This is a genomic window from Marinomonas epiphytica, assembly GCF_054780655.1.
In genome coordinates, this window is record NZ_BAAGVX010000026.1 from 497 (window position 1) to 26,355 (window position 25,859).

The 25,859-nt window shown below is 44.2% G+C and carries 23 protein-coding genes; 18 read left to right on the plus strand and 5 right to left on the minus strand.

Going from position 1 to position 25,859, the window contains the following annotated elements:
• Nucleotides 1-382: 382 nt before the first annotated feature.
• Together ACYVGZ_RS05145 and ilvC are read right to left on the minus strand one after the other, a co-directional pair.
• The gene (locus ACYVGZ_RS05145) at nucleotides 383-652 is read right to left on the minus strand and encodes a hypothetical protein (RefSeq protein WP_460752145.1); all 270 of its coding nucleotides are present in this window, start codon (nucleotides 650-652) and stop codon (nucleotides 383-385) included.
• 650 nt (nucleotides 653-1,302) lie between these two features.
• Entirely contained in the window at nucleotides 1,303-2,778 is a 1,476-nt protein-coding gene (gene ilvC, locus ACYVGZ_RS05150) for a ketol-acid reductoisomerase (protein WP_460752148.1), read from the minus strand.
• Between the two features lie 196 nt (nucleotides 2,779-2,974).
• On the opposite strand from ilvC, the gene ilvY reads away from it, so the two are divergent.
• From ilvY to ACYVGZ_RS05240, 18 genes are all read left to right on the plus strand, one after another.
• Nucleotides 2,975-3,853 (plus strand): HTH-type transcriptional activator IlvY, encoded by an 879-nt coding sequence (ilvY, locus tag ACYVGZ_RS05155; RefSeq protein ID WP_460752150.1) that lies wholly within the window; start codon nucleotides 2,975-2,977, stop codon nucleotides 3,851-3,853.
• 247 nt (nucleotides 3,854-4,100) lie between these two features.
• Nucleotides 4,101-4,565: a hypothetical protein gene (locus ACYVGZ_RS05160; RefSeq protein WP_460752153.1), complete on the plus strand. Its 465-nt coding sequence runs from the start codon at nucleotides 4,101-4,103 to the stop codon at nucleotides 4,563-4,565.
• Between the two features lie 305 nt (nucleotides 4,566-4,870).
• Nucleotides 4,871-5,707, plus strand: a complete 837-nt coding sequence (locus ACYVGZ_RS05165; RefSeq protein WP_460752155.1) for an ABC transporter ATP-binding protein — start codon at nucleotides 4,871-4,873, stop codon at nucleotides 5,705-5,707.
• 28 nt (nucleotides 5,708-5,735) lie between these two features.
• A complete protein-coding gene (locus ACYVGZ_RS05170) occupies nucleotides 5,736-6,719 on the plus strand; it encodes an ABC transporter substrate-binding protein (RefSeq protein ID WP_460752158.1) in 984 nt (327 codons plus the stop codon).
• Nucleotides 6,716-7,768 (plus strand): FecCD family ABC transporter permease, encoded by a 1,053-nt coding sequence (locus ACYVGZ_RS05175; protein ID WP_460752161.1) that lies wholly within the window; start codon nucleotides 6,716-6,718, stop codon nucleotides 7,766-7,768. Before ACYVGZ_RS05170 ends, ACYVGZ_RS05175 begins: the two co-directional genes overlap by 4 nt.
• 135 nt (nucleotides 7,769-7,903) lie before the next feature.
• Nucleotides 7,904-8,377, plus strand: coding sequence for an Lrp/AsnC family transcriptional regulator (locus ACYVGZ_RS05180; protein ID WP_460752164.1), 474 nt, complete (start codon nucleotides 7,904-7,906; stop codon nucleotides 8,375-8,377).
• Nucleotides 8,378-8,729: 352 nt separating this feature from the next.
• Nucleotides 8,730-10,169 carry a Na+/H+ antiporter NhaC gene (nhaC, locus tag ACYVGZ_RS05185; protein ID WP_460752166.1) on the plus strand — a complete coding sequence of 480 codons (1,440 nt, stop codon included), beginning with the start codon at nucleotides 8,730-8,732 and terminating at the stop codon, nucleotides 10,167-10,169.
• Between the two features lie 408 nt (nucleotides 10,170-10,577).
• Entirely contained in the window at nucleotides 10,578-12,176 is a 1,599-nt protein-coding gene (locus tag ACYVGZ_RS05190; RefSeq protein ID WP_460752169.1) for an ABC transporter substrate-binding protein, read from the plus strand.
• 111 nt (nucleotides 12,177-12,287) lie between these two features.
• Nucleotides 12,288-13,298 carry an ABC transporter permease subunit gene (locus ACYVGZ_RS05195; RefSeq protein ID WP_460752171.1) on the plus strand — a complete coding sequence of 337 codons (1,011 nt, stop codon included), beginning with the start codon at nucleotides 12,288-12,290 and terminating at the stop codon, nucleotides 13,296-13,298.
• Nucleotides 13,299-13,308: 10 nt separating this feature from the next.
• Nucleotides 13,309-14,199 carry a dipeptide ABC transporter permease DppC gene (gene dppC, locus ACYVGZ_RS05200; RefSeq protein ID WP_460752174.1) on the plus strand — a complete coding sequence of 297 codons (891 nt, stop codon included), beginning with the start codon at nucleotides 13,309-13,311 and terminating at the stop codon, nucleotides 14,197-14,199.
• A 9-nt stretch (nucleotides 14,200-14,208) separates the two neighbouring features.
• Nucleotides 14,209-15,177, plus strand: a complete 969-nt coding sequence (gene dppD / locus ACYVGZ_RS05205; RefSeq protein WP_460752177.1) for a dipeptide ABC transporter ATP-binding protein — start codon at nucleotides 14,209-14,211, stop codon at nucleotides 15,175-15,177.
• Nucleotides 15,174-16,178 (plus strand): peptide ABC transporter ATP-binding protein, encoded by a 1,005-nt coding sequence (locus ACYVGZ_RS05210; RefSeq protein ID WP_460752179.1) that lies wholly within the window; start codon nucleotides 15,174-15,176, stop codon nucleotides 16,176-16,178. Before dppD ends, ACYVGZ_RS05210 begins: the two co-directional genes overlap by 4 nt.
• A 176-nt stretch (nucleotides 16,179-16,354) precedes the next feature.
• Entirely contained in the window at nucleotides 16,355-17,887 is a 1,533-nt protein-coding gene (locus tag ACYVGZ_RS05215; protein ID WP_460752182.1) for an ABC transporter substrate-binding protein, read from the plus strand.
• Nucleotides 17,888-17,895: 8 nt separating this feature from the next.
• Nucleotides 17,896-18,876 carry an ABC transporter permease gene (locus ACYVGZ_RS05220; RefSeq protein ID WP_460752185.1) on the plus strand — a complete coding sequence of 327 codons (981 nt, stop codon included), beginning with the start codon at nucleotides 17,896-17,898 and terminating at the stop codon, nucleotides 18,874-18,876.
• Between the two features lie 2 nt (nucleotides 18,877-18,878).
• Nucleotides 18,879-19,805, plus strand: a complete 927-nt coding sequence (locus ACYVGZ_RS05225) for an ABC transporter permease (protein ID WP_460753722.1) — start codon at nucleotides 18,879-18,881, stop codon at nucleotides 19,803-19,805.
• Nucleotides 19,802-20,791 carry an ABC transporter ATP-binding protein gene (locus ACYVGZ_RS05230; protein WP_460752187.1) on the plus strand — a complete coding sequence of 330 codons (990 nt, stop codon included), beginning with the start codon at nucleotides 19,802-19,804 and terminating at the stop codon, nucleotides 20,789-20,791. Before ACYVGZ_RS05225 ends, ACYVGZ_RS05230 begins: the two co-directional genes overlap by 4 nt.
• Nucleotides 20,784-21,788: an ABC transporter ATP-binding protein gene (locus ACYVGZ_RS05235; RefSeq protein WP_460752190.1), complete on the plus strand. Its 1,005-nt coding sequence runs from the start codon at nucleotides 20,784-20,786 to the stop codon at nucleotides 21,786-21,788. Before ACYVGZ_RS05230 ends, ACYVGZ_RS05235 begins: the two co-directional genes overlap by 8 nt.
• The gene (locus tag ACYVGZ_RS05240; protein ID WP_460752193.1) at nucleotides 21,779-22,711 is read left to right on the plus strand and encodes a LysR family transcriptional regulator; all 933 of its coding nucleotides are present in this window, start codon (nucleotides 21,779-21,781) and stop codon (nucleotides 22,709-22,711) included. The genes ACYVGZ_RS05235 and ACYVGZ_RS05240 overlap by 10 nt, the downstream gene beginning before the upstream one ends.
• A 7-nt stretch (nucleotides 22,712-22,718) precedes the next feature.
• Here ACYVGZ_RS05240 and ACYVGZ_RS05245 read toward each other — a convergent pair whose 3' ends face one another.
• The 3 genes from ACYVGZ_RS05245 to ACYVGZ_RS05255 form a co-directional block, all read right to left on the minus strand.
• Nucleotides 22,719-23,705 (minus strand): 2-hydroxyacid dehydrogenase, encoded by a 987-nt coding sequence (locus tag ACYVGZ_RS05245; protein WP_460752196.1) that lies wholly within the window; start codon nucleotides 23,703-23,705, stop codon nucleotides 22,719-22,721.
• 9 nt (nucleotides 23,706-23,714) lie between these two features.
• Nucleotides 23,715-24,668 carry a sugar kinase gene (locus ACYVGZ_RS05250; protein WP_460752198.1) on the minus strand — a complete coding sequence of 318 codons (954 nt, stop codon included), beginning with the start codon at nucleotides 24,666-24,668 and terminating at the stop codon, nucleotides 23,715-23,717.
• 146 nt (nucleotides 24,669-24,814) lie between these two features.
• Nucleotides 24,815-25,831, minus strand: a complete 1,017-nt coding sequence (locus tag ACYVGZ_RS05255; RefSeq protein WP_460752201.1) for a LacI family DNA-binding transcriptional regulator — start codon at nucleotides 25,829-25,831, stop codon at nucleotides 24,815-24,817.
• Nucleotides 25,832-25,859 lie beyond the last annotated feature (28 nt).

Sequence of the window (25,859 nt, forward strand, 5' to 3'; positions counted from 1 at the left end):
ATTTTGACATAGATTTTGTGCCTGCAGGCATCACGACTTGATGTGATCGTTCAAGATATTAAACAAAGTTATTGTTAATGCGTAGGTCAGGGTGTAGCCCTCGTGTATGCAGGATGGAGTTTAATGGAATCACGGGCGCTGCGCATTACGATTTGGTAACGAATAATCCAAATGGGAGGTAACCATGGGTGCTGCGCACCCAACGGCGCATTACGGCCTTCGGCCTAACGGCGCCCTACGATTAGGCGACGTATCATCCCAATGGATATTGATGTAAACATTGGCGTTGCGCATCTAACGGACACACGGTTTTAGGTGATACATGGATAATAAAAAGGCCGAATGGAATCACATTCGGCCTTTATTTTGGTTTTAAACTAGCTTATGACGCTAGGTTGTTAAATTGTGCTTGAAGCTCAGCATATTTAGCTTGGTAAGCTGCTTCTTTTTCAGCGAACGTATGTGCACCGCTTAGGTTAACGCTGGCATCTACCGCTACACCTTGAAGCTCAAGAGTTTTAGCTAGCGCATCAACACCTGCTTTAGCAGTACGTACTTGTTCGATCGGGCTGTCGTCTGTGTTTGCAAATGCACCAGAAGTCATAACAGCAGTGGCAAAAAGAGCGATGGCAGATTTTTTAAATGTGTTCATAATATTTCCCCTCATATTTCGGAATATGTTTTCCGATTAGATTTTGTTTATTAAGCATGTTTGCTTTCGATGGAATGTATAATAGCTTTTTAAATTTAAATAAAAAGAGCTTGAGAGGCGCTTCCCTTTTTGATTCGTATAATCGATAAAATGCGCAAAATCGTTCGATTTCATAAGGAAAGTTGAAGGATTAAAAAAATAAGGAAGAAAGATTCAAATAGCAGGTAAGAAGAATGTTAGCAACACCATGATTATTTTAATTAAGGGTGAAATAATTAAAATGTGCATTTAAAGAGAGTGCGTAATCTTTTTGTTTACACTTTTTAAGTGGGAATAAAAAGTAAAAAAGACGAAGAAAAAACTTGCAGAAGGCGTTTTGACATAGATTTTGTGCCTGCAGGCATCACGACTTGATGTGATCGTTCAAGATATTAAACAAAGTTATTGTTAATGCGTAGGTCAGGATTCGCTCAGAGAATTTGACGCACAGGGTGCAGCCCTCGTGTATGCGGGGTGGAGTTTAATGGAATCATGGGTGCTGCGCATCCAGCGGCGCATTACGTTTCCAGTAGGCTGACAATTAATGAGCCGCCAATAAAAAAGCCAAGGCAAAAAATGCCTTGGCTTTTAAGTTTTATCTTTAAAAAGTATTAAACGATTTTTTTCATGTCAGCCATGTGGCCGCGAAGTACTTTACCAATCGCTTCTACAGGATGAGAGCGAAGTGCTTCGTTAACTTCGATCAAGCGAGCGTTGTCTACGCCGTTGTCTTCTACAGAAAGACCTTTACCGATTACATCAGTTTTTATGCTTTTCATAAAGTCGCCTAGTAGAGGTAGGCAAGCGTGGTTGTATAGGTAACAACCGTACTCTGCTGTATCAGAGATAGTCGCGTTCATTTCGTATAGTTTCTTACGAGCGATGGTGTTCGCGATCAGTGGTGTTTCGTGTAGAGACTCGTAGTAAGCAGACTCAGCAATAATACCCGCAGCAGTCATAGTTTCGAATGCAAGCTCAACACCCGCTTTCACCATAGCAACCATCAAGATACCCTTATCGAAGAATTCTTGCTCAGAGATTTCTACATCGCCAGCAGGTGTTTTCTCGAAGTTAGTTTCAGCTGTTTCTGCACGCCAGCCAAGAAGGTTTTTGTCATCGTTCGCCCAGTCTTCCATCATAACGCGAGAGAAAGTTCCGTTGATGATGTCGTCTTGGTGCTTGTTGTACAAAGGACGCATGATGACTTTTAGCTCTTCAGAAAGGTCAAATGCTTTGATCTTAGCTGGGTTAGAAAGACGGTCTAGCATGTTAGTCACGCCGCCATACTTAAGTGCTTCAGTAATGGTTTCCCAACCATATTGGATAAGTTTAGATGCGTAACCTGCGTCAATACCTTCTTCAACCATTTTGTCGAAACAAAGGATAGAACCAGTTTGCAACATACCACATAGGATAGTTTGCTCACCCATAAGGTCAGATTTAACTTCGGCAATGAAAGAAGACATTAGAACGCCTGCTTTGTGACCGCCAGTACCAACTGCGTAAGCTTTTGCTAGTGCAAGACCTTCACCTTTAGGGTCGTTGTCTTCGTGAACTGCGATCAATGTTGGTACACCGAAACCACGAACGTATTCAGCACGTACTTCAGAACCTGGGCACTTAGGTGCTACCATGATAACGGTTAGATCGTCACGGATTTGCATACCTTCTTCAACAATGTTGAAACCGTGAGAGTAAGATAGGCAAGCGCCTTGCTTCATAAGAGGCATAACGGCAGTTACAACCGCAGTGTGCTGCTTATCAGGTGTTAGGTTCAATACTACGTCAGCAGTAGGGATTAACTCTTCGTAAGTGCCAACAGTGAAGCCATTTTCAGTCGCGTTTTTCCATGACTGGCGTTTTTGTTCAATGGCTTCAGGGCGAAGTGCATAAGATACGTCACAACCACTGTCACGTAGGTTCAAACCTTGGTTAAGACCTTGCGCACCACAACCGATAACGACCATTTTTTTGCCTTTTAGAGCTTCTACGCCATCGGCAAATTCAGAACTGTCCATGAAGCGGCATTTTGCTAACTGAGCCAGCTGCTCACGTAGCGGTAAGGTATTAAAGTAGTTATTAGACATGGTTGCACCTATTATGTTTATCGTCCTTGATCAAACTGGCTTCAGCTTGATCTGTAAATTGGGTTTCTCAACAGGATTTATAAGGGTGATCTTGCTAAGAGTGATGTCACTATAAGCAAATGCTTTTCTTTCGTAAATTGATATATTTGCAATATAATATCCCATATTTTGCAACACTCTATATAAGGTCTACTATATGAATATTCGATCTTTGAAGCACTTCTTATCTTTGGCAGAAAGCTTACATTTTGGTCGCGCCAGTGAAGAGTGTCACATTAGTGTTTCAGCGCTGTCTCGTAATATTCGCCAGTTAGAAGAAGAGCTAGGGGTTGAATTGTTTAATCGAGACAATCGTACCGTCACACTCACTCAAGAAGGTCTGCGTTTTGTAGAGTACGCCCGAGAAACCAGTAGTCAGTGGAACCTAATTCGTCACGAGCTCACAGATCAATCTGCCTTATTGAAAGGGGAGATTAGCCTGTATGGTTCCGTGACGGCCAGTTATAGCTTTCTTTATGATTTGTTGAATCAGTTCCGCATTGCTCACCCAGGCATTGAGATAAAGCTAAGAACGGGGGACCCAGAACATGCCATTGCCCATATTCTAGACGGAAAAGAAGACATTACCATTGCAGCTAGACCAGCCAAGATGAATCGTAGCCTAGCCTTCAAACCCCTAGCTATATCTCCGTTATTATTTATTGGCCCTTTAGAGCAGCAACTCCCAAATGTGCCATCACAAGCGCCAACGAACCCAAAAGATTGGGCTCGCATCCCTATGATACTGTCAGAAAGCGGGGTCTCACGGGATCACATTGACGACTGGTTTCGACAGCAAGGCATTACCCCCACTATTTACGCTCAAGTAACAGGCAATGAGGCCATTGTTAGCATGGTGAGCCTAGGGTTTGGTGTGGGTGTGGTACCCAAAATTGTGTTGGATAACAGTCCGCTGGTTGATCGAATCCGAGTATTAGATGTACAACCAGAGTTAGAACCCTATGATATCGGGCTATTTGCCTTACAGAAAAACCTTAAAAACCCATTAGTGGAAGCTTTTTGGGAGCTAATGTGATTACTTGGTTTTTTTGCTTTAGGTGGGCTCAATAATTAGTGTCTTGAGAAGTAAACTGACAATAGAACCTAAATACTTTCAAATTGGTGTAAAAAATTTACTTTTTTATTATGTTACTATGTACCGTAACAATTATGTTTCTGGGCCTAGATTCATACCCTTCCACACCATAAGCGACGTTTTTACAGCCAGTTTTCATATTACGAAAGCGGCAGGACTGCGCCTGAAAAAGGAGAAATAATACGTTATGTTTACTAAGGAAATGGCATACACCGCGTTGCAAACCTGGTGCGACAATGTTGTAAAAGTAGGGCAGATCTACGCTTCAGGAGGTGATGCAAAAGCCTTTTCGCAGCAAGTTCTCACGGATAATTACGACTATGACAATGGCCGTGTGCTGTTCAAACCGACACAAACGTTTGGCCAACAAACTTACCGACCAACAAAAGAGGGAGCACTGTCTTATTTTGTTGGTGGTAACAGTGAGTTTCCAGATGATAACGGTTTTAAACTTAAGCCTTGGGTTAAAGTTTGGTACAGCAAAGAAGATTTCATATTGCATAACGATCTAGCCATAGTGCAATGCAATGTGCATTTCATCGGTAGCGATGACAGTCATATTTTTGTGAATAAGAGTTTTGTTTTTAAAGAATGTGACGACGGTAAAGTGCGCATTATTCTTCATCAATCTTCATTACCTTATCAGCCTTAAATTTCATCTTTTATAGGGGAAACATGATTTCCCCTTCTTCCCTCTGCACTGTAACAGCCAAACGCCCTGCTTTTTTCTCATCTGTTTTTTGATCTAACGCATGCAATCAAACTTTCTGAATTGGCTAAAAAGTTGGTTAATCGGTTCGTCATAATAAAGGCGATCAGCTTTTAAACAATAACCTGTGCTTTTCTGTTAAGTTGCTACTTGAACATGTTCTCATGCAGATTTTTCATCTTTAACAGCTAGATAGAAAATGTCTCAAAATGTTATAATGTAACAATATTATTCAGTTGATTTCCAAAATGACAATTCAAGTATCATCCCAACATTCATCCCAAAGTCAGGCGCTATCGTCTCTTTATAATAATTGCACGCCAGCAAGCATTGAGCTTAGCCGTGTTTGTTGGGGGCCAGATAAAAAGCGCCCCTTGCTGAAGAATATAGACATGAAGGTGGAAGCGGGAGAATTTTTAGCCATAGTCGGGCCCAATGGTTCCTGTAAGACAACCCTTTTGCGCTGTATTTACCGCATAAATAAACCGACTCAAGGACAGGTACTACTAGACGGTAAGAACCTTTGGTCTTTGTCCCCTCGCCAATCTGCACAACGAATCGCGACAGTATTACAAGAAAGCAGTGGGCAATTTGGCTTAACCGTTTTTGAGATGATTGAGATTGGGCTCACGCCCAGCGCTCGGGCTTGGCGTCGTTCAAAGACGGATTGCGCTTTAGTTGAAGAAGTGATGGCGCTGGTGAATGTTAGTCATCTTGCTACGCGTGTGTTCGATACGCTCTCTGGCGGAGAGCGTCAGCGGGTGATGATTGCACGGGCTCTGATTCAACGCCCTGATGTTTTGATATTAGATGAGCCAACCAATCACCTGGATATTCGTCATCAATTAGAAATTTTGACGTTGCTATCTCAGTTGCCATGCACAGTGATTGTTTCATTACATGATTTAGCTCTAGCCTCAACTTATGCAGATCGTGTGTTAGTGATGCAACATGGTGAAATACAAGCTATTTCCTCTCCAAGTGATGCTTTTACGCCGCAGAGTATTAAACAAGTGTTTGAGGTGGAGACTGTTATTGATGAGCACCCTGTGACACAACGGCCCCGATTTTCTTTTTACCTTTAGCTACGATCTTTAAACATTAGGAGTTTTCATGTCTTTAATAACCAATGGCCGCTTCCACCGAGTCTTACTTTCTACTTGTGTGAGTGCAATGGCAGTATTGGCAACTCACTCATCGTTTGCCGCCCATTACCCTGTAACGGTGCAGAGTTGTGACCGAGAAGTGGTTTTTGAACAAGCGCCAAAGGCGGCGGTATCGAACGATGTGAACTTAACCGAAATGATGTTGGCTCTAAAACTTCAGGACAGTATGGTGGGGTTTTCAGGCGTGTCGGGCTGGAAGACTTTGCACCCAAGCATTCGCGAAGGGATTGGTGAACTACCTGAATTATCGCCAAAGTACCCAACAAAAGAAGTGTTGTTAGGAGCCGATGCCGATTTTTACTTTGCGGGCTGGAACTACGGCATGAAAGTCGGTGGTGGAGTAACCCCTGACACGCTAGCGCCATTAGGCATAAACGTATATGAGCTTACTGAAAGCTGTATTCATATTATGTCGAAAGAAAAAGCCTCTATTGAAGATATGTACACTGATATTTTAAATCTAGGTAAGATTTTTAATAAAGAAGATGCGGCTCAAGCCTTGGTGGCCAGTTATCAAAAAGACTTAGTGGATTTTCAAAGTACTTTATCGCCACTAGAGACTAAGCCAAGTGTCTTTGTGTATGACTCGGGCGAAAAAGAGCCCTTCACTTCTGGTCGTTTAGGCATGCCAAACGCTTTAATTGAAGCCGCAGGTGGAAAAAACATTGTTGACGATGTGGCCAAAAGCTGGACCCGAATTGGTTGGGAAGCGGTTATTGACCGTGAGCCAGAAGTGGTTGTTATTGTTAACTATGGAGAAGTGACGGCGGCAGAAAAAATAGCCTTCATGCGCAACAATCCGGCTTTTTCTCATATTCCTGCGGTTAAAAATAATCGTTTTGTTGTATTGGAGTATGTTGAGGCGACACCAGGCCCTCAGAATATCGCGGCTATTAAGCGCTTAGCCAAGGCCTTTAGACATAATTCATGAGTAACAAGAAAGCATCAGGCATGCTCCTTGGGAACATGCCCTTTGTACTATTAATCCTTCTTCTTCTCTCTCTTTTGGTCGCAAGTATTAGTTTTGCGATCGGATTAGGTGCTGTTGCTATAGAGCAATCGACAGTATGGGGGGTAATGGCGCATAAATTATCGCTGAGTTCTATTGAGCCGTTTTGGTCAAAAGGCCGTGAAACCATTATATGGACCGTGCGATTTCCAAGAGCATTATTGGCCGCGGTGGTTGGTGGGGCCTTGGCAATAGTGGGTGCCGCTTTGCAGTCGGTTACTCGTAATCCTTTGGCTGACCCACATTTGCTCGGAGTGTCGTCTGGAGCAGCATTAGGAGCCGTTATTGCTCTACTGTATACAGGTATGGTTCTGGGAGCACTGACTTTGCCTGTATTTGCCTTTGTTGGTGCGTTATTCGCTACTTTCTTAGTGCTAATAGTCTCGAACTTTTCTGTTGCCCAAAGTGCTGGGCAATTAGTGCTAGCGGGAGTAGCGGTGTCTTTTGTTATTTCAGCGGCTGGTAGTTTGCTTATTTTTGTGGGAGATCATAAGTCTTCTCATACCGTTATTTTCTGGATGCTAGGTGGTTTAGGGCTCGCCCAATGGGAGCAGTTATGGTTTCCAGCGATCGCCTTAATGGCTGGAGGAACCTATCTTATTTACAATGCGCGTTATTTAAATGCCATGACACTGGGAGATGAAAGTGCTAGTACATTAGGCGTTCCTGTTACTCGCTTCCGCTTGATCGTGATAGTGGTTTGTTCTTTGTTAACCGGAGCTGCCGTGGCGTTTTCTGGCATTATAGGGTTCGTTGGGCTCATGGTTCCCCATGTCGTTCGTTTACTGGTAGGAGGGGACTACCGCAAAGTGCTACCACTTTCTATGTTACTAGGCGCTCTATTTCTAGTGGCGGCTGATATCTTATCGAGAGTCATTATTTCCCCCGAAGATATGCCAATTGGTGTCCTTACAGGAATGATTGGCGGTGTTGCTTTTATCTTTTTAATGCGCCGAAAAAACTATTTGTAATATGATTTGGTTTTTGCATTACTTTAAAGGCTGAAAACCTTATTTAGTATCTTTTAGAGATTGATTATTTAAATTAAACTGCTTCTAAAATAGGCCAAAATCATAAAACCACAATAAGGTCAGTAGGCGAAAATAATGAAAAAGCTAGATGATATAGATTACAAGATCTTAGATATCTTACAAAGAGACGGAAGGGTTTCGAATCAAGAGTTGGCGCGTCAGGTTGACCTTGCGCCCAGCTCTTGCTCATTACGTTTACGACACCTTGAAGAAGAAGGAGTGATCAGTAACTACCATGCTAAGGTAGATTTATTTAAAGTTTGTCGCTCAGTTACCTGTATTGCGGGTGTGTATCTAAAGGGGCATACTCATCAAGAATTCATTGCTTTCAAAGAAATGGTAGACTCGATTCCAGAGATTGTTGAGTACTATACAGTGAGCGGTGAGTGTGACTTAATCTTAAAAATTGTATGTCGCGATATGCCTGAATACTTGCAGATAAATAATAAGTTAATCAGCAGCTCAAACTACCTGGCGACAATTAACAGCTATGTCGTGATGGAAGAGAACAAACCTTTTACCCATGTAGACTTAAATACACTGCGATAAGCTGCCTTCTTTATTGTTCTATATCGCTATGCCACTTGAAAGTGGCTTAGCTATGTCATGCATTTGCTAAAAATCGGGGCAATACTGTTTTTTTGTGTCCTTTATAGGGGCGTTCCAAGTTTTTTCTTCGAAAAGGCGACCTTTTTTTTCGTTTTTGTTTTTTCTCTAACTAATTATATTTTGTTTTTCTTCTATTTTAAAAATTAATTTTCAAGAAAATAATCAATTCCAAATTATATTTGTATTATCATTTTTTTTGTCTTTTTTTATGTTTTTGGCACTAAGATTGCGAAGGGATGTTTATCTTTTCTTTGTGGTTAAATGATAAAAAAATATTAAAAAGGAGAACACGATGAATGCAGATATACCATCCGGGGCTCGAATGCCTTTTTTCTGGGAATCCATCATATCCTTAGCATCACTTGTCTTAGGAATAAGTGTTTCTATTGTGATTTATGGGCTTGACCCTCAAATTCCTATGTTAATGGGTGTCATTGTGGCTGCTGTTGTTGCAATGCGATGTGGTTTTAGTTGGAGTGCTATACAAAATGGTATGGTGAATGGCATAACAAATGCTCTGCCAGCGACCATTATTCTCATTCTTGTTGGGATTTTAATCGGGGTATGGATTCTAGCGGGTGTTGTCCCCACTTTAATCTATTACGGTTTGAACGTCCTTTCTCCTAGTTTCTTCTTGCCTGCCACTGTGATTATTTGTGCAATAACGTCTCTAGCAACAGGCACAAGCTGGGGGACGACGGGCACAATAGGGGTTGCCCTCATGGGAATCGGCTCTGGACTTGGTTTTCCTCTGCCTTTGGTTGCTGGAGCTGTGCTTTCGGGAGCCTATTTTGGCGATAAAATGTCGCCCTTATCTGATACAACAAACATGGCACCTGCTTTGGCGGGCACAGATTTGTTCACACACATTAAACACATGTCCTACACCACTGGTTTGGCATTTATTCTCACGCTTATTATTGAGACGGTGCTAAGCTTTCAATATGCAGGAGCGGCAGGGAATATTGAACGAATAGAGACCATTCGTAGTCTATTAGATGAGCACTTTGTGATTAACATTACCATGCTACTTCCTCCGCTGTTAGTCATGTTTGTCTCTTATCGACAAATGCCTGCTATCCCTGGCATCACCATTGGTATTTTATCTGCTGTGGTTATTGCAATTGGGCTTCAAGGCGCAGGTTATGAAGCCCTTATTACTTCCGCATTCGCAGGCTTTGAAGGTGCGACTGGTAATGAGGATGTAGACTCGTTACTGACTCGTGGTGGTATGGACTCTATGATGTATACCATCAGTCTTGTTTTTACCGCCATGATGTTTGGCGGCATTATGGAGCGAACGGGGCAGTTGAAAGCCATTGCTGATAAAGTATTAACTTTAGCGAAATCTAATGGATCCTTGATTGTGTCTACCGTACTGACTTGTATCGGCTCTAACATGATTTTATGTGATCAATATATGTCTATCGTAATGGGAGCTAGAACGTATGCGCAGGCGTATCGTGATCGCGGTTTAGCACCAGAGAATTTATCTAGAGCGGTGGAAGATTCCGCGACAGTAACCGCTAACCTAGTACCTTGGAACTCGGGTGGAGCTTACCAAGCGGCTACTCTTGGTGTGGCTACAATTGCTTACTTACCTTTTGCATTTTTCTGCTGGCTCTCGCCTTTAATTACTATTTTGTTTGGCGTCATGGGTTGGACAATAAAGAAAATAGACACCACTGAAAGCGAAGTGTCTGAGCAGTCCGAAAGCGACAAAAACGTCTAACGAACTTTCCTTAAGAGTACACTGAGGAGTAGATAGCAATTGCGCTCTCTACTCCTCTTTTTTATGGATAGACAAAAGAGCGAAATCGCCTGCTCGACGTCGTATTTGAACCTGTGACAACAATAAAACTGACACTTTTCTTACTAGTTGGCATCTTTAAAATATAATTAACCTTATGAAAAATAAGGGCTAATTTTGTTATTTAAAAAGTGTATACGTCATTTGTATAGCCTCTCTCATTATTTCGATTGGTGATTTTTGTAAGCTTGAGTACTCTTCAATAACACTGTTTTTGCGCATTTATTGCAAAGTGTCAAAAAGTTAGAAGGGTAGTCGGCATTAAAACTTAGGGTTTGAACGCCATTGCCATACAAGAATCACACTAAAATTCGAAACTGGAGAACTAGCATGAAAAAAGGGTTAACGGCTCTATCTCTAGCGCTTGTCGCTGCAGGAGCAATGTCCACGTCCGCAAATGCCGCCTCAACCTTGGTATATTGTTCAGAAGGTAGTCCAGAAGGTTTTAACCCAGCGTTTTATACATCGGGTACAACTTTCGACGCTACTTCAAAAAACATGTTCAACCGCTTAGTTGAATTCAAATTAGGGACGACCGATACTGAGCCAGGTCTTGCAGAAAGCTACGACGTATCAGCAGACGGCCTTGAATACACCTTCCATTTACGTAAAGGTGTTCAGTTCCATTCTAGTAAAGACTTCAAACCGACACGTGATTTTAATGCCGACGATGTGATCTTCACTTTTGCACGTCAGTGGGACAAAAAACACCCTTACCATACGGTATCTGGCGGCTCTTACGAGTACTTCAGTGGCATGGGTATGGAAACACTAATCAAAGACATCGTTCGTGTTGATGATTACACAGTAAAATTTGTATTGTCCGAGCCAGAAGCGCCATTTGTCGCTAACTTAGCTATGGATTTCGCGTCTATCTTCTCTGCCGAGCAAGCAGATTATCTAATGAAAAAAGGCACTCCAGAGCAACTGGATATCAACCCAGTTGGTACTGGTCCTTTTCAAAAAGTGCAATACCAAAAAGACTCTTTAATCCGTTACACCGCGTTTAAAGACTACTGGAAAGGTAAAGCTGACATTGACCGTTTGGTATTTGCGATTACCCCAGATGCGTCAGTACGTTATGCCAAGCTAAAAGCGGGTGAGTGTCATGTGATGCCATACCCAAATCCAGCTGATTTGGCACAAATGGAAAAAGACAAAGACATTAACCTAATGAGCCAAGAAGGCTTAAACGTAGGTTACTTAGCATTTAATACTCAGAAAAAACCTTTCGACGATATTCGCGTACGTCAAGCGTTGAACCTAGCGACGGATAAATCTGCGATCATCGATGCGGTTTTTCAAGGAGCAGGTAAAGCTGCGAAAAACCCAATTCCACCTACTATGTGGTCTTACAACAAGAACATTCAGGATTACCCATATGATCCTGTTAAAGCGAAGCAACTATTGAAAGAAGCGGGTTATGAGAACGGTTTCGACACGAATATCTGGGCAATGCCTGTACAGCGCCCTTACAACCCAAATGCTCGTCGTATGGCGGAAATTGTACAAGAGGATTGGAAAAAAGTAGGGGTAAATGCTGAGATCGTTTCTTACGAATGGGGTGAATACCTAAACCGTTCTAAGAAAGGTGAGCATGAAACCGTGCTATTGGGTTGGACTGGTGATAATGGTGACCCAGACAACTTCCTATACGTATTACTAGGTTGTGATGCCGTAGGTGGTTCAAACCGTGCTCAATGGTGTAATGAAGAGTTTAACAATCTGCTTCTTGCGGCAAAACGTACCTCTGACAAAGCTGAGCGTACTAAGTTGTATGAAGAGTCACAGGTCGTGTTCAAACGTGAAGCACCTTGGATTACCGTTGCGCACTCTGTTGTGTACGAGCCAATCCGTCAAGAAGTGAAAGGCTACAAGATCGACCCACTTGGTGGTCACTACTTCTACAATGTAAGCCTAAGCAAGTAAGCCCTAATGGGCTAATACAGTGGTGTCGTGTGGAATGGCATCATTGTAGACCGAGAGGTGAGCATAACGCTCACCTCTTGATCGTCTTAAAAGCAAGAGAGCCACTCAGATATGTTTCAATTTATCTTCCGAAAGCTGAGTTTAGTAATACCCACCTTTATTGGTATTACCTTACTAACCTTTACCCTAATTCGATTAATACCAGGTGACCCCATTGAAGTAATGGCCGGTGAACGTGGTGTTAGCGCAGAAAGACACGCTGAGTTAAGTGCTCAGCTAGGCTTTGATCAACCTTTATATATTCAGTATTTTCGCTATGTAGGTGGAGTTTTACAGGGTGATTTAGGCAATTCTCTGATTACCAAAGAGCCTGTTTTAAGCGAGTTTTTAACGCTTTTTCCTGCCACCATTGAGCTGGCGTTTTGTGCCGCTGTGTTCGCAATTTTTATTGGTTTGCCCGCTGGCATTTTTGCCGCGGTAAAACGCGGTACGCTTTTAGATCATTCGGTAATGACCTTTTCATTAACCGGCTACTCCATGCCGATTTTCTGGTGGGCGTTATTGCTCATGCTAGTGTTCTCGGTCACCTTGGGGTGGACCCCTGTATCTGGGCGAATTGATGTGATTTTCTGGATCGATGATGTAACCGGCTTCATGCTGATTGACTCCATTTTATCCGGCGAAGAAGGGGCGTTTAGTTCAGCGGTTTCTCATTTGATCTTGCCAAGTATTGTGCTCGGTACGATTCCTATGGCGGTGATTGCCCGTATGACTCGCTCTTCGATGCTAGAAGTGCTCAGTGAAGATTACATTCGTACTGCTCGTTCAAAAGGCATCGCCCCTTGGCGTGTCATTGTGGTACACGCGCTACGTAATGCACTGATCCCTGTTATTACTGTAATAGGTTTGCAAATCGGTATTCTTCTATCGGGTGCCATTCTAACCGAAACCGTTTTTGCTTGGCCTGGTATTGGTAAGTGGTTAATCGAGTCTATCGGGCGTCGTGATTATCCTGTTGTACAAGGCGGAATTTTGATTGTTGCCACCATTATCATTGTGGTCAACCTGTTGGTCGACATTGCCTACGGCATTGTGAACCCAAGAATTAGACACAGTCGCTAAGGATACATTTATGACGACTCAAACACTTTCTGCACCAGCACCAAGGACTCCTTTTCAGGAATTTTGGCACTACTTTAGTAGCAACAAGGGGGCTGTTGCTGGTCTTATATTCATCTGTATTATTTGTTTTATGGCGGTATTCGCCAATTGGGTTGCCCCCCATTCTCCTTCTGCGCAAACTCGTGATGCTCTTTTGTTGCCGCCAGCTTGGTTAGATGGCGGAAGTTGGGCTTATGTTCTAGGCACGGACGATGTTGGCCGTGATATCCTTTCGCGCTTAATTCATGGTGCACGCTTGTCGTTAGCAGTTGGCTTGGTTGCGGTAACGGCTTCGCTTGCCATGGGCATATTGCTTGGTTTATTGGCGGGCTACTGCAAAGGTATTGTAGATACCCTGATTATGCGTATCGTCGATATCATGCTGGCCATGCCGAGCTTGCTTTTGGCCATTGCGATTGTTGCGGTACTTGGCCCTAGTATTGTGAATGCAGCATTAGCGATTTCAATTGTGTCTTTGCCTCACTATGTGCGTTTAACTCGCGCAGCAACACTGGCGGAAATGTCCCGTGACTATGTTACCTCGTCTCGCGTTATTGGCGCAGGTCCGTTACGACTCATGTTTGTTTGTATTTTGCCAAACTGTTTGGCTCCGTTAATCGTACAAGCAACTTTAGGCTTTTCTACGGCTATCTTGGATATGGCTGCTTTGGGCTTTCTTGGCTTAGGGGCACAACCCCCAACCCCTGAGTGGGGAAGCATGTTGGCGGACGCTTTGCAGTTCGTACAGCGAGCTTGGTGGGTAGTGACTTTTCCAGGACTGATGATTCTGATCACGGTATTAGCGTTTAACCTCATGGGTGACGGCTTACGTGATGCCTTAGATCCAAAGTTAAAGCAGTAGGAGCAAGATATGTCTTTATTAAAACTACAAAACCTATCTGTCAGCTTCGGCAATTTTAAGGCTGTTGATAACATTAGTTACCAGGTAGAAGAAGGGGAAGTCCTTGGTATCGTTGGGGAGTCCGGCTCAGGTAAGAGTGTGAGCTCTTTATCTGTGATGGGATTGATTGATTACCCAGGTAAAGTCAGCGCTGAGCAATTAACGTTTGACGGGCAAGACCTATTGTCCATGCCAGAAAAACAACGTCGTAAGCTTACTGGCTCTGATATTGCGATGATCTTCCAAGACCCAATGACCAGTTTAAACCCTTGTTTTACCGTGGGTTATCAGATCATTGAAGCATTAAAAACACACCAAGGCGGCAGCAAACAAGAGCTACGTCAAAGAGCCATTGATTTGTTAACGCAGGTGGGAATTCCTGCCCCTGAAACGCGCTTATCAGCGTATCCGCATCAGCTGTCTGGTGGTATGAGCCAGCGAGTGATGATCGCCATTGCCATTGCTTGTAACCCTCGTTTACTCATTGCTGATGAGCCAACCACCGCCTTAGATGTGACCATTCAAGCTCAAATCATTGATTTACTTATTGATCTACAACGTACAAAGAAAATGGGCTTGGTGCTCATTACTCATGACCTAGCATTAGTGGCAGAAGTGGCTCATCGAGTCATTGTTATGTATGCAGGACAAATTGTGGAATCTGGTCCCGCTTCTGAAGTGTTTAGTCAGCCTCAGCATCCATATACCCAAGCTCTGTTAGCTTCATTGCCTGAGTCGGCAGCTGGAAAAGAGCGACTCGATGCTTTGTCTGGGGTAGTACCCGGCCAGTATGACCGTCCACAAGGTTGCTTACTTAGCCCACGTTGCCCATATGCAACAGAGCACTGCAAAAACGTAGAACCAGAAAATCAAGGTCCATTAGGCCGTCAAGTTAAGTGTCATACGCCTTTGGATGCAATGGGGAGACCTGCCGCATGAGCCAGTCATTAATTTTAAAAGCAGAGAATCTAAAGCAGCATTATCAAGTTAAGCAGGGCATGTTTAAACCCGATGCCGTTGTAAAGGCGGTCGATGGTGTTAGCTTCACCTTAGAGAAGGGTAAAACCTTAGCTGTTGTTGGTGAATCTGGGTGCGGTAAATCGACTCTTGGGCGCATGCTCACCATGATAGAAACGCCAACAGATGGAAGGCTAGATAGCGAGGGTGAAGACTTACTAACCTTAACAAAATCAGCCCAGAGAACTTTGCGTCAAAAGATCCAGATAATTTTCCAAAACCCTTATGGATCGTTAAACCCACGTAAGAAGATTGGTGCGATTTTAGAAGAGCCTCTATTAATCAACACGGACATGAGCAAGGCTGAGCGCAAAGCCAAAGCAATGGCTATGATGGCTAAAGTAGGTTTAAAAACGGAACATTATGATCGTTATCCGCACATGTTTTCAGGTGGTCAAAGGCAACGTATTGCGATAGCGCGAGGTCTGATGCTTGATCCACAAGTGATTGTGGCAGACGAGCCGGTATCGGCACTGGATGTGTCAGTACAGGCGCAGGTTTTGAACCTAATGATGGATCTGCAAAAAGAGTTTGGTCTGAGTTACGTATTTATTTCTCATGATTTGTCTGTGGTAGAGCACATTGCTGACGAAGTCATGGTGATGTACCTAGGCAAGGTGGTAGAACAAGGTACTGCTCAACAGCTTTTTGAGTCGCCACGTCACCCTTATACACAAGCTTTGTTATCCAGTACGCCGCAACTATCCCCAGAAAAGCGTCGTAAGCGTATTAAATTGGAAGGTGAGTTACCATCGCCTCTAAATCCGCCTTCGGGATGTGCGTTCCATGGCCGCTGCCAGTACGCTAACGCTCGTTGTCAGGAGGAGAGCCCCACACTTCGAAGTGAAGAGGGCGGGCAACTAATTGCGTGTCATGGAGTAGAAGAAAAACGCATAGAAATATTTGAACAAGGTGCCGCTTAACCAGTGCGATGCCTACAACCTTTTGTTGCTTGTTGGCGCCCGTAACTGGGCGCTTTTTTTTCTATTAAGCACTTTTAGATGGTTGGCAGATACGGTGTGTTTTTTGCTTAAGACTGCTAGTATCAGAGAAAAAACACCCAGTTGCAGGGCTGGTGTGATAATAATAGGGCAGTTTTATGTTGCGGTTTTTTTGTGTGTTCCTTTTCAGTGTCAGTGTCGTTTCAAGTTATGCACAGACAGTCACTTTTGCGTTAGATGCAGACCCCATTTCGTTAGACCCTCATGAGCAACTGTCAGAAGGGGCTTTACAGTATTCGCATCTCGTATTTGATCCTCTGGTTCGTTGGACAAATGATGGTGAGTTTGAAGCTAGACTGGCAACCCAATGGCAACAGTTAGATGATAAAACCTGGCGAATTAGCCTACGAGAGGGCGTTAAGTTCCACTCAGGTAACCCATTACGCTCTGAAGATGTTGCTTATACGTTACAAAGGTTAAAGCGCTCTACTGACTTTAAAGCTTTATTCAGCATATTAGAGTCGGTTGTTGTGGAAAGCGACAATAGCCTGCTCTTGGTGACCCGTTCTCCGTACCCTTTGATGCTTAATATGCTGGCATTGGTGTTTCCCATTGATAGCGCTTTCTACCAAGGCCGTGACGAGATCGTTAAATTTGGGCGTTCATTTGCTTCTGCCCATGCTTCTGGCACAGGACCTTATGTCGTAGAAGTGCGCCAGCCAGGGCAAAAACTCGTCTTTGCGCGCAACCCAAATTATTGGGATAAGGCCTCCCTTGGAAATGTAGAGCACCTTGTTTGGTTGCCCATTCGTTCAGACTCCACTCGGCTATCGGCACTATTAACCCAAGATGTGGATGTTATAACCTCCTTGTCTCCTATTGATGTGGCTCGGGTCAAAAGGCAGCCCGATTTGCAACTTGCTTCCCTCGTCAGTAGTCGAATTTTGATGCTGCAACTAAACCAGAAAAAACGCCCAGAACTGCGAGATATTCGTGTGCGTGAAGCCATTAATCTCGCTATTAACCAAGAGCTGATAGTGGATAAAATCTTGCGAGGCTATGGGCTGGCTGCAGGGCAAGTAAGTGCACCGCAGTTTTTAGGTCATAAAGCTCAGCTTAAGCCCTCTTATGATCTTAAGAGAGCGCGCCAATTAATGAAACAAGCTGGTTATCAAGAAGGTTTTGAACTGACATTTATTGCACCTAATAACCGTTATATGAGCGATGAGCATATAGCTCAAGCGGTGGTAGGAATGTTGGATAAAATTAACATTAAGGTGGCTCTCAAAACCTTGCCGAAAGCCCAATACTTTCAGCAATTAGACAAGCGGGCTGCCGACATTATGATGCTGGGCTGGCAGTCCGACACCCTAGATTCCAACAATATTTATGAGTTTCTTTTTGCCTGTCAGAGTGGTGAAACTGGCCGTGGTGTTTATAATGCCAACGGTTATTGCAACCCGCAGCTCGATAAGGCTATTGATGCGGCGAATCATGAGTTAAATCCGGCACTTAGGCAGACCATGCTACAGAACATTGAGCAACAAATTCACGATGACTTTGTGGTCGTCCCTTTACATTGGCAGGCCATTATTTGGGCGGCTAGTAAGCACGTTGACATTGATGCGGTTTTAAATTTTCAGAACTTTCCGTATCTCGGTGACCTCGTTAGTCACATAGAGGAAGAGTAAAAAATAGTATGTTGAGTTTTTTAGCACGCCGAACATTACAGGCTATCTTGGTGCTTTTAACCATTAGCCTTGTTAGCTTTGTGGTGCAGGGGAAACTTGGTGACCCAACCCAGCAGTTTGTTGGTCAAAGTGTCACTCCCGTTGAACGTGAGGCGTTACGGCAAGAGCTGGGTCTCGAAGACACTTTTATAGTGCAGTATGGGCGCTTTTTGAAGCAGGTATTGCATGGGGATTTTGGTGTTTCATATTATTATAAAGAGCCCACTTTAGATGTTATCCTAGACCGCCTTCCTGCGACTTTCGAATTGGCGTTTTGTGCCTTTATACTGGTACTCGTGATTGCCATACCCTCTGGTATGTTTGCTGCGATTCATCCTAAGCATGTTATCAGTCGTATGTTGCTTTTTATCAGTACCTTAGGCTTGTCTGTGCCCATTTTTATCGTGGCCATTTTTTTAGTGTATTTTGTGTCAGTAGAAGCTCAGTGGCTACCAAGTTTTGGGCGTGGAGAAACGGACATGCTATTGGGTTTTTGGCCTTCAGGACTGACTAATTGGGATGGAATCTCTCATTTAGTTCTACCCAGTGTGTCTTTAGCCTTTGTGCTAACTCCCATTTTTGTGCGCCTTATTCGAGCAGAAATGTTAGATGTTCTAGAAAGTGATTATGTGCGTTTTGCGTGGGCTAAGGGGTTATCTGCACCACGTATTTATTTTGTCCATGCGTTAAAAAACACCATGCTTCCTGTTATTACAGTTGGTGGTATTCAAGCGGGTACTTTGGTGGCTTATACCATCATCACAGAAACTGTTTTCCAATGGCCGGGCATGGGGTATATGTTCATGGATGCAGTCACGAGAGTGGACGCACCGTTAATTTCTGCATACCTCATTGTTGTGGGTGGCATTTTCGTGATCAGTAATACCTTGGTAGATCTAATCTACGGGCTGGTTAATCCTCGAGTACGAATTGCGGGGAATACTTTATGAGTATGAAACCTTTGCCGCCATTATCTCATAGCCGAATGAGGCACCTAGGCTACGCTTTGTTGGGGGATAAATTCGCTCTTTTTGCTTTGTTGATCTTAGCTTTTTATTGTTTGGTCTCCATACTCGCCCCATTGCTGGCTCCTTATGATATCCATGATCCTAACTTTATGGACTTGATTAATGCGGAAATCGCTCCTTATTGGCAAGCTGGTGACAGTCGATTCTGGCTCGGTACAGATGCCCAAGGGCGAGATTTATTAACAGTGATTCTTCACGGTACACGTTTGTCACTCACCATAGGGGTGATGGCTGTCATCTTACAGGTAGTGATTGGCGTTTGTATCGGCTTACTTTCTGGCTACCTGGGTGGGCGGATTGATAACTTTCTAATGCGCTGTGCAGACATTCAACTCTCTTTTTCAACCATGATGGTGGCGATCATTGCCGTTGCCGTGTTTCAAGCTGTATTTGGTCACACTGCTTACCAAGAACTGGCCATGGTAATGATTATTCTAGTGATTGGTTTGGCTGAATGGCCTATTTTTGCGCGTATTGTTAGGGCAAATGTCCTTGCGGAACGTGAAAAAGAGTATGTGGATGCCGCTAGAATCATTGGCGTGAGTCGTACTCGGATTATGTTTCGGCATATTTTTCCGAATACTGTGTCGCCTGTGCTGGTGATTTTTTCAGTGCAAATTGCGAATGCCATTGTTGCTGAGGCCGCCTTATCATTTTTGGGGCTGGGTATGCCTCCTACTCAACCCTCTTTAGGGGCACTTATTTCATCGGGTTTTAGCTATTTGTTTGCTGGCAGCTGGTGGATCAGTGTGTTCCCTAGTCTGACTCTTATTGTATTGATTTTTGTCATGAACCTATTAGGAGATTGGTTACGGGATCACTTGAATCCTAGGTTGAGGGCAGAATCATGAGCTTACTGAGTGTGAAACACTTAAACGTTAACTTTAAGCACCCGCAGGGAGACATTAAAGCTCTTACGGATATTAACTTTTCTATACAGGCGGGAGAGCGCTTAGCCATAGTTGGAGAGTCTGGAGCCGGTAAATCTTTGCTTGGTGCGGCGATTACACAACTATTAAGTAAACCTGGCTATATTGAGTCAGGGTCAGTGAGTCTACGGGGAAAAGAACTTACTAAACTGTCGGCACGTAAATGGCAAGAAATCCGTGGCCACCGCATTGCCATGATCTTTCAGGACCCGATGTTGTCTCTTAATCCTGTGCTAAGTATTGGAGCTCAAATGGTGGAAGCCATTCGTTCGCATACTCGTATTAGTTATCGGGATGCAAGACGCATGGCCATTGATAAGCTCGCACAGGTGCAAATATCGTCACCGATTCAGCGATTTGATCAGTACCCCCATGAATTGTCAGGGGGGATGCGTCAAAGGGTCATCATTGCCATAGTACTATTGCTGCGTCCGGAATTGATCATTGCCGACGAACCCACCACGGCTTTAGACGTTACTATTCAGGCGGAAATCATCCAACTCTTAAAAACGGTGTGTGAAACTCATGGGGTGGCTCTGATTTTTATTAGCCATGATTTTGGCGTTGTCGCTCGGATCAGTGAACGCACGTTAGTCATGTATGCGGGCAAAATTGTTGAGCAAGGGGCCACGTTAGAGATCATTAATGACCCTCAGCACCCTTACACTCAGGGCTTGTTAAATGCCTTGCCTCAGATGGCGTTACCAGGTCAAAGGTTAAACCAAATTACAGGTAATATGCCGAGTCCCATGGAAAGGCCAACAGGTTGTGCTTTTCACCCTCGCTGTCGCTACGCTACCGAGCGTTGCAGAAAAAAAGAACCGGGTTTTATTAATACCGATGTGTCGATTGCGGCCTGCTTTTTGTTAGAAGAACTGGTTAGTAACGAGGGGAATCAAGATGACTGAGTTGATTCGCCTACAAGGTTTGCATAAAAGCTTCCCTGTTCGCCGTGGCTGGTTTAGCCCATGGCGCAGTAAGAAACAAAGGCTCAAGCTAGGTGTTCATGCACTCAATGGCGTTGATATTAGTGTCGAACGTGGTGAAACCTTATGTATCGTTGGTGAAACCGGTTGCGGTAAATCCACCTTAGCGAGAGTTCTAATAGGGCTAGAAAAACCGGATTCAGGGCTGGTGCTTTATCAAGGTGAAGAAATTTCCGCCATGAATGATAAACAAAGAATGCCATATCGAAAGAACATGCAGATGGTGTTTCAAAACCCCTATGCCTCGCTAAATCCAAGAATGACGGTTTATCAAATTCTGCTAGAAGCGGTAGCACTGCATCATCCTGAGTTGACTCGAAAGCAACAAGACCAACTGATTTTAGAGCAACTTGAGTCGGTAGGGTTAGGCCAAGATGCTGAGGACCGTTTTCCCCATGAGTTTTCGGGTGGTCAAAGACAGCGAATTTCGTTAGCGAGAGCCCTGTCTGTCGGGCCTGAATTGATCATTGCTGATGAGCCATTAGCGGCTTTAGATGTATCTGTACAAGCGCAAGTGCTGAACTTGATGATGGATAAACAAGCTGAGCACGGTTTGACCTACTTATTTATCACTCATGATTTGGCGGTGGTTGAGCATTTTGCCAGTCGTGTAGTGGTGATGTATTTGGGGCGAGTATGCGAAATTGCAGACCGAGACACCTTATTTTCTCATGCTAAGCACCCCTACACTCAAGCGTTATTAGCCTCCATGCCAAGGCTTGATAAGCTGGATGAGCCCACCTCCCATTTAAGCGGAGAAGTGCCTAAGGTATATCAAGCGATTGAAGGGTGTAGCTTTGCAAATCGTTGCCCTTATGCAACTCAACGATGCTTTGAGCAAGTGCCAGAACTCAAGCTGCAAGAAGATAACAGCTCAGTGGCCTGCCATGGCATTGAGGAGGGCCGATTATGGAAATAAGGTGGCTCGAAGACTTTATTGCCTTAGCGCGAACTCGGCACTTTTCTCGGGCCGCGGATGAGCAAAATGTGACCCAACCGACCTTCAGTCGACGTATTAAGTTACTAGAAGAAGAAATGAAAGTGACCTTGGTAGACCGCAACACTTTGCCTTTGTCTTTAACACCCGCCGGGGAAGTGTTTTTGCAAAGTGCTGAATTGATCACACGACACATACGGGAAACCAAAGCTCGCTGCCTGCAAATTAAGGAAGACGAACAGTCGCAAATTCGCTTTGTCACAACGCAAACCTTATTTTTAGAGTTTTATCGCAATGCCATTGAACCACTATGCCAAGAGCTGGGGGTGGAATTAGATGTCAATATGAAGTCGAGTGCATGGTCAGGCAGTGACTTCATTAATGCGATGACCTCTAATGAAAGCGACTTAATGATGTGTTTTTGGCACCCTGCCATGCACTTTTTGAATGACTTGGATGAAAGCCAATTTGAGTTCATTACTATTGCCCGAGAAACGTTGGTGCCTTGTTCAGGTGTCGATAGCTTCGGGCAACCTATTCACACTCTACCAGGTACTCGTAAACAACCCATTCCTTATATCAGTTACGATGATGAGGCTTTTATGGCACCGGCCATTTCGCATCATTTGCAACGTCAAGCGGAAGCGCCCCATTTGCAGTTACTCACTACTAATCTGCACTCTGCGAGTATCAAGGCCATGGTGAAAGAAGGTTACGGTTTAGGTTGGTTGCCAGAACGCTTAGTGAAAGAGTCTATTGCTTTTAATAAGGTTGCTATAGCGGGTGATGATCGCTGGCATGTGCCACTGGACATTCGTTTGTATCGCGCGAAAGATAACCACAATCCTCATTTAAATACCTTATGGGAAAGTGTACGGGCAAAGATGACATTGCGCTCCTCCTAGCTTTGGGCTAGGAATCTGACGAGGGTAAGTCGGCGAGGTTAGCGCAGTGCTGACTGAGGTCACCCTGAAAAGCCTGAATAAGGTTGTCGATGGCGCATTGAGTCATTCTTTCACGAGTTTCCATCGTGGCTGACCCTATGTGTGGAAAAGTCACCAAGTTATCCAAATGGCGTAATGGTGAGTTTAATGGGAGCGGTTCTATTTCAAATACATCCAGTCCTGCTGCTCGAATGGTTTTTTCTTGGAGCGCTTTTAGCAGGGCAGATTCGTTAATAACCTTACCTCTTGAGCCGTTAATAAAAATGGCACTAGGCTTCATCAGGGCAAACTCTTTAGCGCCAATTAAGCCTTCAGTTTGCGGTGTTAGTGGTGTCATTACGCAAATGAAATCAGCGCTTTTAAGTAGCTCATCAAGCGCCATAAATTGAGCGTTATAGGCCTTTTCCGCTTCTTCATGACGACGGCGGTTATGATATTGAATTTTCATATCAAAACCTAAGTGAGCGCGTTTAGCTAGGGCATAGCCTATGCGGCCCATACCTATAATGCCTAAGGTTTTACCATGTACATCGGTACCAAATAATTCAGCGCCAATGCTCTGTTGCCAACGACCTTCTTTTACATAGTTAGCTAATTCAACGGCCCGTCTTGCGGCGCACATGATTAAGGTGAAAAGGGTGTCGGCTGTGGTTTCATCTAACACCCCCGGTGTGTGCATTAAAGGGATGCCACGTTCAGAAAGATGGGCTAGATCAAACTGATCTGTCCCCACAGAAATCGTAGACGCCACTTTGAGTCTCTTCGCAAGCTTTAGCCTGCTAGCAGGCATAGGGACACTGGAGCCTAAAATACCTTCTGCATCTTCTAATGCTGCATTGAAAAATGCAGGGTTAGAGGCTTCCTGAGAGCTCAGTTGTTGCACCTGGAAATGTTCATTAAGGCGCTCTAATTGCTCAGCATTCAGCGTTTTATAGACCAGGATTTTAGGCTTCATCGTTTCTTATTATCCTTCTAAAGCGGTTAAGGCCTCGCGACTAGGTAGTGCTTCACTGTCACCGCGAACTTGTACTGTCATTGAACCTAATAGGTTACCGCGCTTTGCGGCCTGCTCCATGGTTTTTCCGTCTAACAAAGCAGAAATAACCCCAACTGCAAAACTGTCGCCAGCTCCTACTGTATCAACCACTTGCTCCACAGGGAAACCAGCGACAACACCCGATTCACCTTGAGCGGTTTTGTAATAAGCGCCTTCACTGCCTAATTTAACGATAACGGCTTTTGCGCCATTGCTTAGATAGAAGTCCGCAATAGCTTCAGGTTCTTCACTGCCCATTAGAATTAAACCTTCTTCTATGCCTGGTAAAACGATGTCGCTGGCAAAAGCAAATTCATTGATGGTGCTGATCATGGTGCCTTTATTGGGCCATAAAGATGGGCGTAAATTCGTATCGAAGGATAAGCTGCAGCCGTTTTCTTTAGCCAACTTAATCGCCTGTTTAATGGCGCTGCGAACAGAGTCCGAAATAGCTGCTGCAACACCTGTTAGGTGTACATGAGTGTTAGGAGTAAAAAGTGATGGATCAATGTCTTTTACATCCAGAGTGCTCGCCGCTGAGTTACGACGGAAATAATCTACTAAAGGGTCGCTACCATCGGTAACGTTGGATTTCAGCATAAAGCCAGTTGCATGCTGATCTGTTTCACTGATGCGCTCTGTGCCGATATTTTCTTGGCCTATGGCCTGACGAACAAACTCACCTAGGCTGTCTTGGCCTACTTTTGATATGTAGTTAGCTTCAAAGCCTAAACGAGACATACCAATGGCTACGTTTACTTCCGCGCCCGCTAAAGAACGGCCAAATTTATCTACTTCAGACAGCTTGCCAGGATGTTCTGCAACGAACATGGCCATGGCTTCTCCTAAGGTAACAAATGTGTGTTTTTGGCTGCTTTGCATAGTCTAGTCCTATTGTTATGGGCTTATTGAGACGCGAACGAATACCGCTGTAAGCACTGGGTGATGATAAATTAATCAGTCTAGCTTATCATGGAATCGATTCCAAAAACAGTTTCTGAGCGGATTTACTCTTTCAATTTCGTTGCTCAGCAAGATTGTCTAAGGACTAGTTCGGCTTGTAATGCCACTTGTTTAGGTGCTTCTTGGTTACCGTGAATACGACTAAGCAACTGCTGGCAGGCTTGTTGACCAATGTGTTGAGTGGGTTGCTTCATGACACTGATTCCCCCCTCAAAAAGCTGAGCCCACTCAGGGTCATCAATAGCAATTAAGCCGATATCTCGGCCAACTTGTAAGTGGAGTGCTTTACACGCTTTAGCAACGGCCATGGTCGTCACACCATTTGTACTAAAAATAGCCACTTTGCTATTGGGGTACTGATCAACGAAAGTGCGAATGTGCTGGCTGAGTGATGCACGTTCAGTCTTCTCTACGATGAGCGTTTGCCAATCAATATAAGGGGCCGTTTTAGCATAGTCTTGCACGGCTTGTACGCGTGCCTGGCGGGGAGCAATGGTTAACGGCTCACTAATCACCAGTACCGCTTGATAGGCTTGTTCGGCGAGGTAATGAACCGCATCGGTAGCGGCTTGCTCGTTGTCGAGTCCTACTGAGTCGATTCCCCGAGCCATGTCTATACGATCAATCAGCACAATTGGGCAGGCAACTTTTTTTAAGACGTCCACTTGCTGAGTCGCTAAACCTATAGTGTTTACTATGATGCCATCGACTCTATGGGAATCTAATAAGGATAAATACTGGTTTTGTAATGCTTGCTGGTTGTCGGTATTACAAACCATGAGCATATAGCCTTGTTGCCGACATTCCTTTTCTATGCCTTGCAGTACCTCAATGGAATAGGGGTTGGTTACATCCGCCAGCATTAAACCAATCAGTTTCGACTGTCCTGCGCGCAACATTCGAGCAGAGTTATTGGGCCGGTAATCAAGGGCGGCGATTGCTTGGCTGATTTTATCCTGTAACGGCTGCGAAAGTTTATCCTGTTCACCGTTTAAATAGCGGGACACGCTGGTTTTGCCAACTTGTGCATACTTTGCAACATCGGAAATAGTGGTAAAGTGTTTAGTTGAGTTTTTAGGCACAAGGGTCTCATTACAAGCAAAATGAGAA

What these genes read in the sequence shown, in the direction of transcription:
- ilvC (WP_460752148.1), bottom strand. Translation starts at nt 2,778, where the DNA reads ATGTCTAATAACTACTTTAATACCTTACCGCTACGTGAGCAGCTGGCT.
- ACYVGZ_RS05245 (WP_460752196.1), bottom strand. Translation starts at nt 23,705, where the DNA reads ATGAAGCCTAAAATCCTGGTCTATAAAACGCTGAATGCTGAGCAATTA.
- nhaC (WP_460752166.1), top strand. Translation starts at nt 8,730, where the DNA reads ATGAATGCAGATATACCATCCGGGGCTCGAATGCCTTTTTTCTGGGAA.
- ilvY (WP_460752150.1), top strand. Translation starts at nt 2,975, where the DNA reads ATGAATATTCGATCTTTGAAGCACTTCTTATCTTTGGCAGAAAGCTTA.
- ACYVGZ_RS05215 (WP_460752182.1), top strand. Translation starts at nt 16,355, where the DNA reads ATGTTGCGGTTTTTTTGTGTGTTCCTTTTCAGTGTCAGTGTCGTTTCA.
- ACYVGZ_RS05235 (WP_460752190.1), top strand. Translation starts at nt 20,784, where the DNA reads ATGACTGAGTTGATTCGCCTACAAGGTTTGCATAAAAGCTTCCCTGTT.
- ACYVGZ_RS05190 (WP_460752169.1), top strand. Translation starts at nt 10,578, where the DNA reads ATGAAAAAAGGGTTAACGGCTCTATCTCTAGCGCTTGTCGCTGCAGGA.
- dppD (WP_460752177.1), top strand. Translation starts at nt 14,209, where the DNA reads ATGTCTTTATTAAAACTACAAAACCTATCTGTCAGCTTCGGCAATTTT.
- ACYVGZ_RS05230 (WP_460752187.1), top strand. Translation starts at nt 19,802, where the DNA reads ATGAGCTTACTGAGTGTGAAACACTTAAACGTTAACTTTAAGCACCCG.
- ACYVGZ_RS05160 (WP_460752153.1), top strand. Translation starts at nt 4,101, where the DNA reads ATGTTTACTAAGGAAATGGCATACACCGCGTTGCAAACCTGGTGCGAC.
- ACYVGZ_RS05180 (WP_460752164.1), top strand. Translation starts at nt 7,904, where the DNA reads ATGAAAAAGCTAGATGATATAGATTACAAGATCTTAGATATCTTACAA.
- ACYVGZ_RS05165 (WP_460752155.1), top strand. Translation starts at nt 4,871, where the DNA reads ATGACAATTCAAGTATCATCCCAACATTCATCCCAAAGTCAGGCGCTA.
- ACYVGZ_RS05210 (WP_460752179.1), top strand. Translation starts at nt 15,174, where the DNA reads ATGAGCCAGTCATTAATTTTAAAAGCAGAGAATCTAAAGCAGCATTAT.
- ACYVGZ_RS05225 (WP_460753722.1), top strand. Translation starts at nt 18,879, where the DNA reads ATGAAACCTTTGCCGCCATTATCTCATAGCCGAATGAGGCACCTAGGC.
- ACYVGZ_RS05240 (WP_460752193.1), top strand. Translation starts at nt 21,779, where the DNA reads ATGGAAATAAGGTGGCTCGAAGACTTTATTGCCTTAGCGCGAACTCGG.
- ACYVGZ_RS05145 (WP_460752145.1), bottom strand. Translation starts at nt 652, where the DNA reads ATGAACACATTTAAAAAATCTGCCATCGCTCTTTTTGCCACTGCTGTT.
- ACYVGZ_RS05220 (WP_460752185.1), top strand. Translation starts at nt 17,896, where the DNA reads ATGTTGAGTTTTTTAGCACGCCGAACATTACAGGCTATCTTGGTGCTT.
- dppC (WP_460752174.1), top strand. Translation starts at nt 13,309, where the DNA reads ATGACGACTCAAACACTTTCTGCACCAGCACCAAGGACTCCTTTTCAG.
- ACYVGZ_RS05170 (WP_460752158.1), top strand. Translation starts at nt 5,736, where the DNA reads ATGTCTTTAATAACCAATGGCCGCTTCCACCGAGTCTTACTTTCTACT.
- ACYVGZ_RS05175 (WP_460752161.1), top strand. Translation starts at nt 6,716, where the DNA reads ATGAGTAACAAGAAAGCATCAGGCATGCTCCTTGGGAACATGCCCTTT.
- ACYVGZ_RS05195 (WP_460752171.1), top strand. Translation starts at nt 12,288, where the DNA reads ATGTTTCAATTTATCTTCCGAAAGCTGAGTTTAGTAATACCCACCTTT.
- ACYVGZ_RS05250 (WP_460752198.1), bottom strand. Translation starts at nt 24,668, where the DNA reads ATGCAAAGCAGCCAAAAACACACATTTGTTACCTTAGGAGAAGCCATG.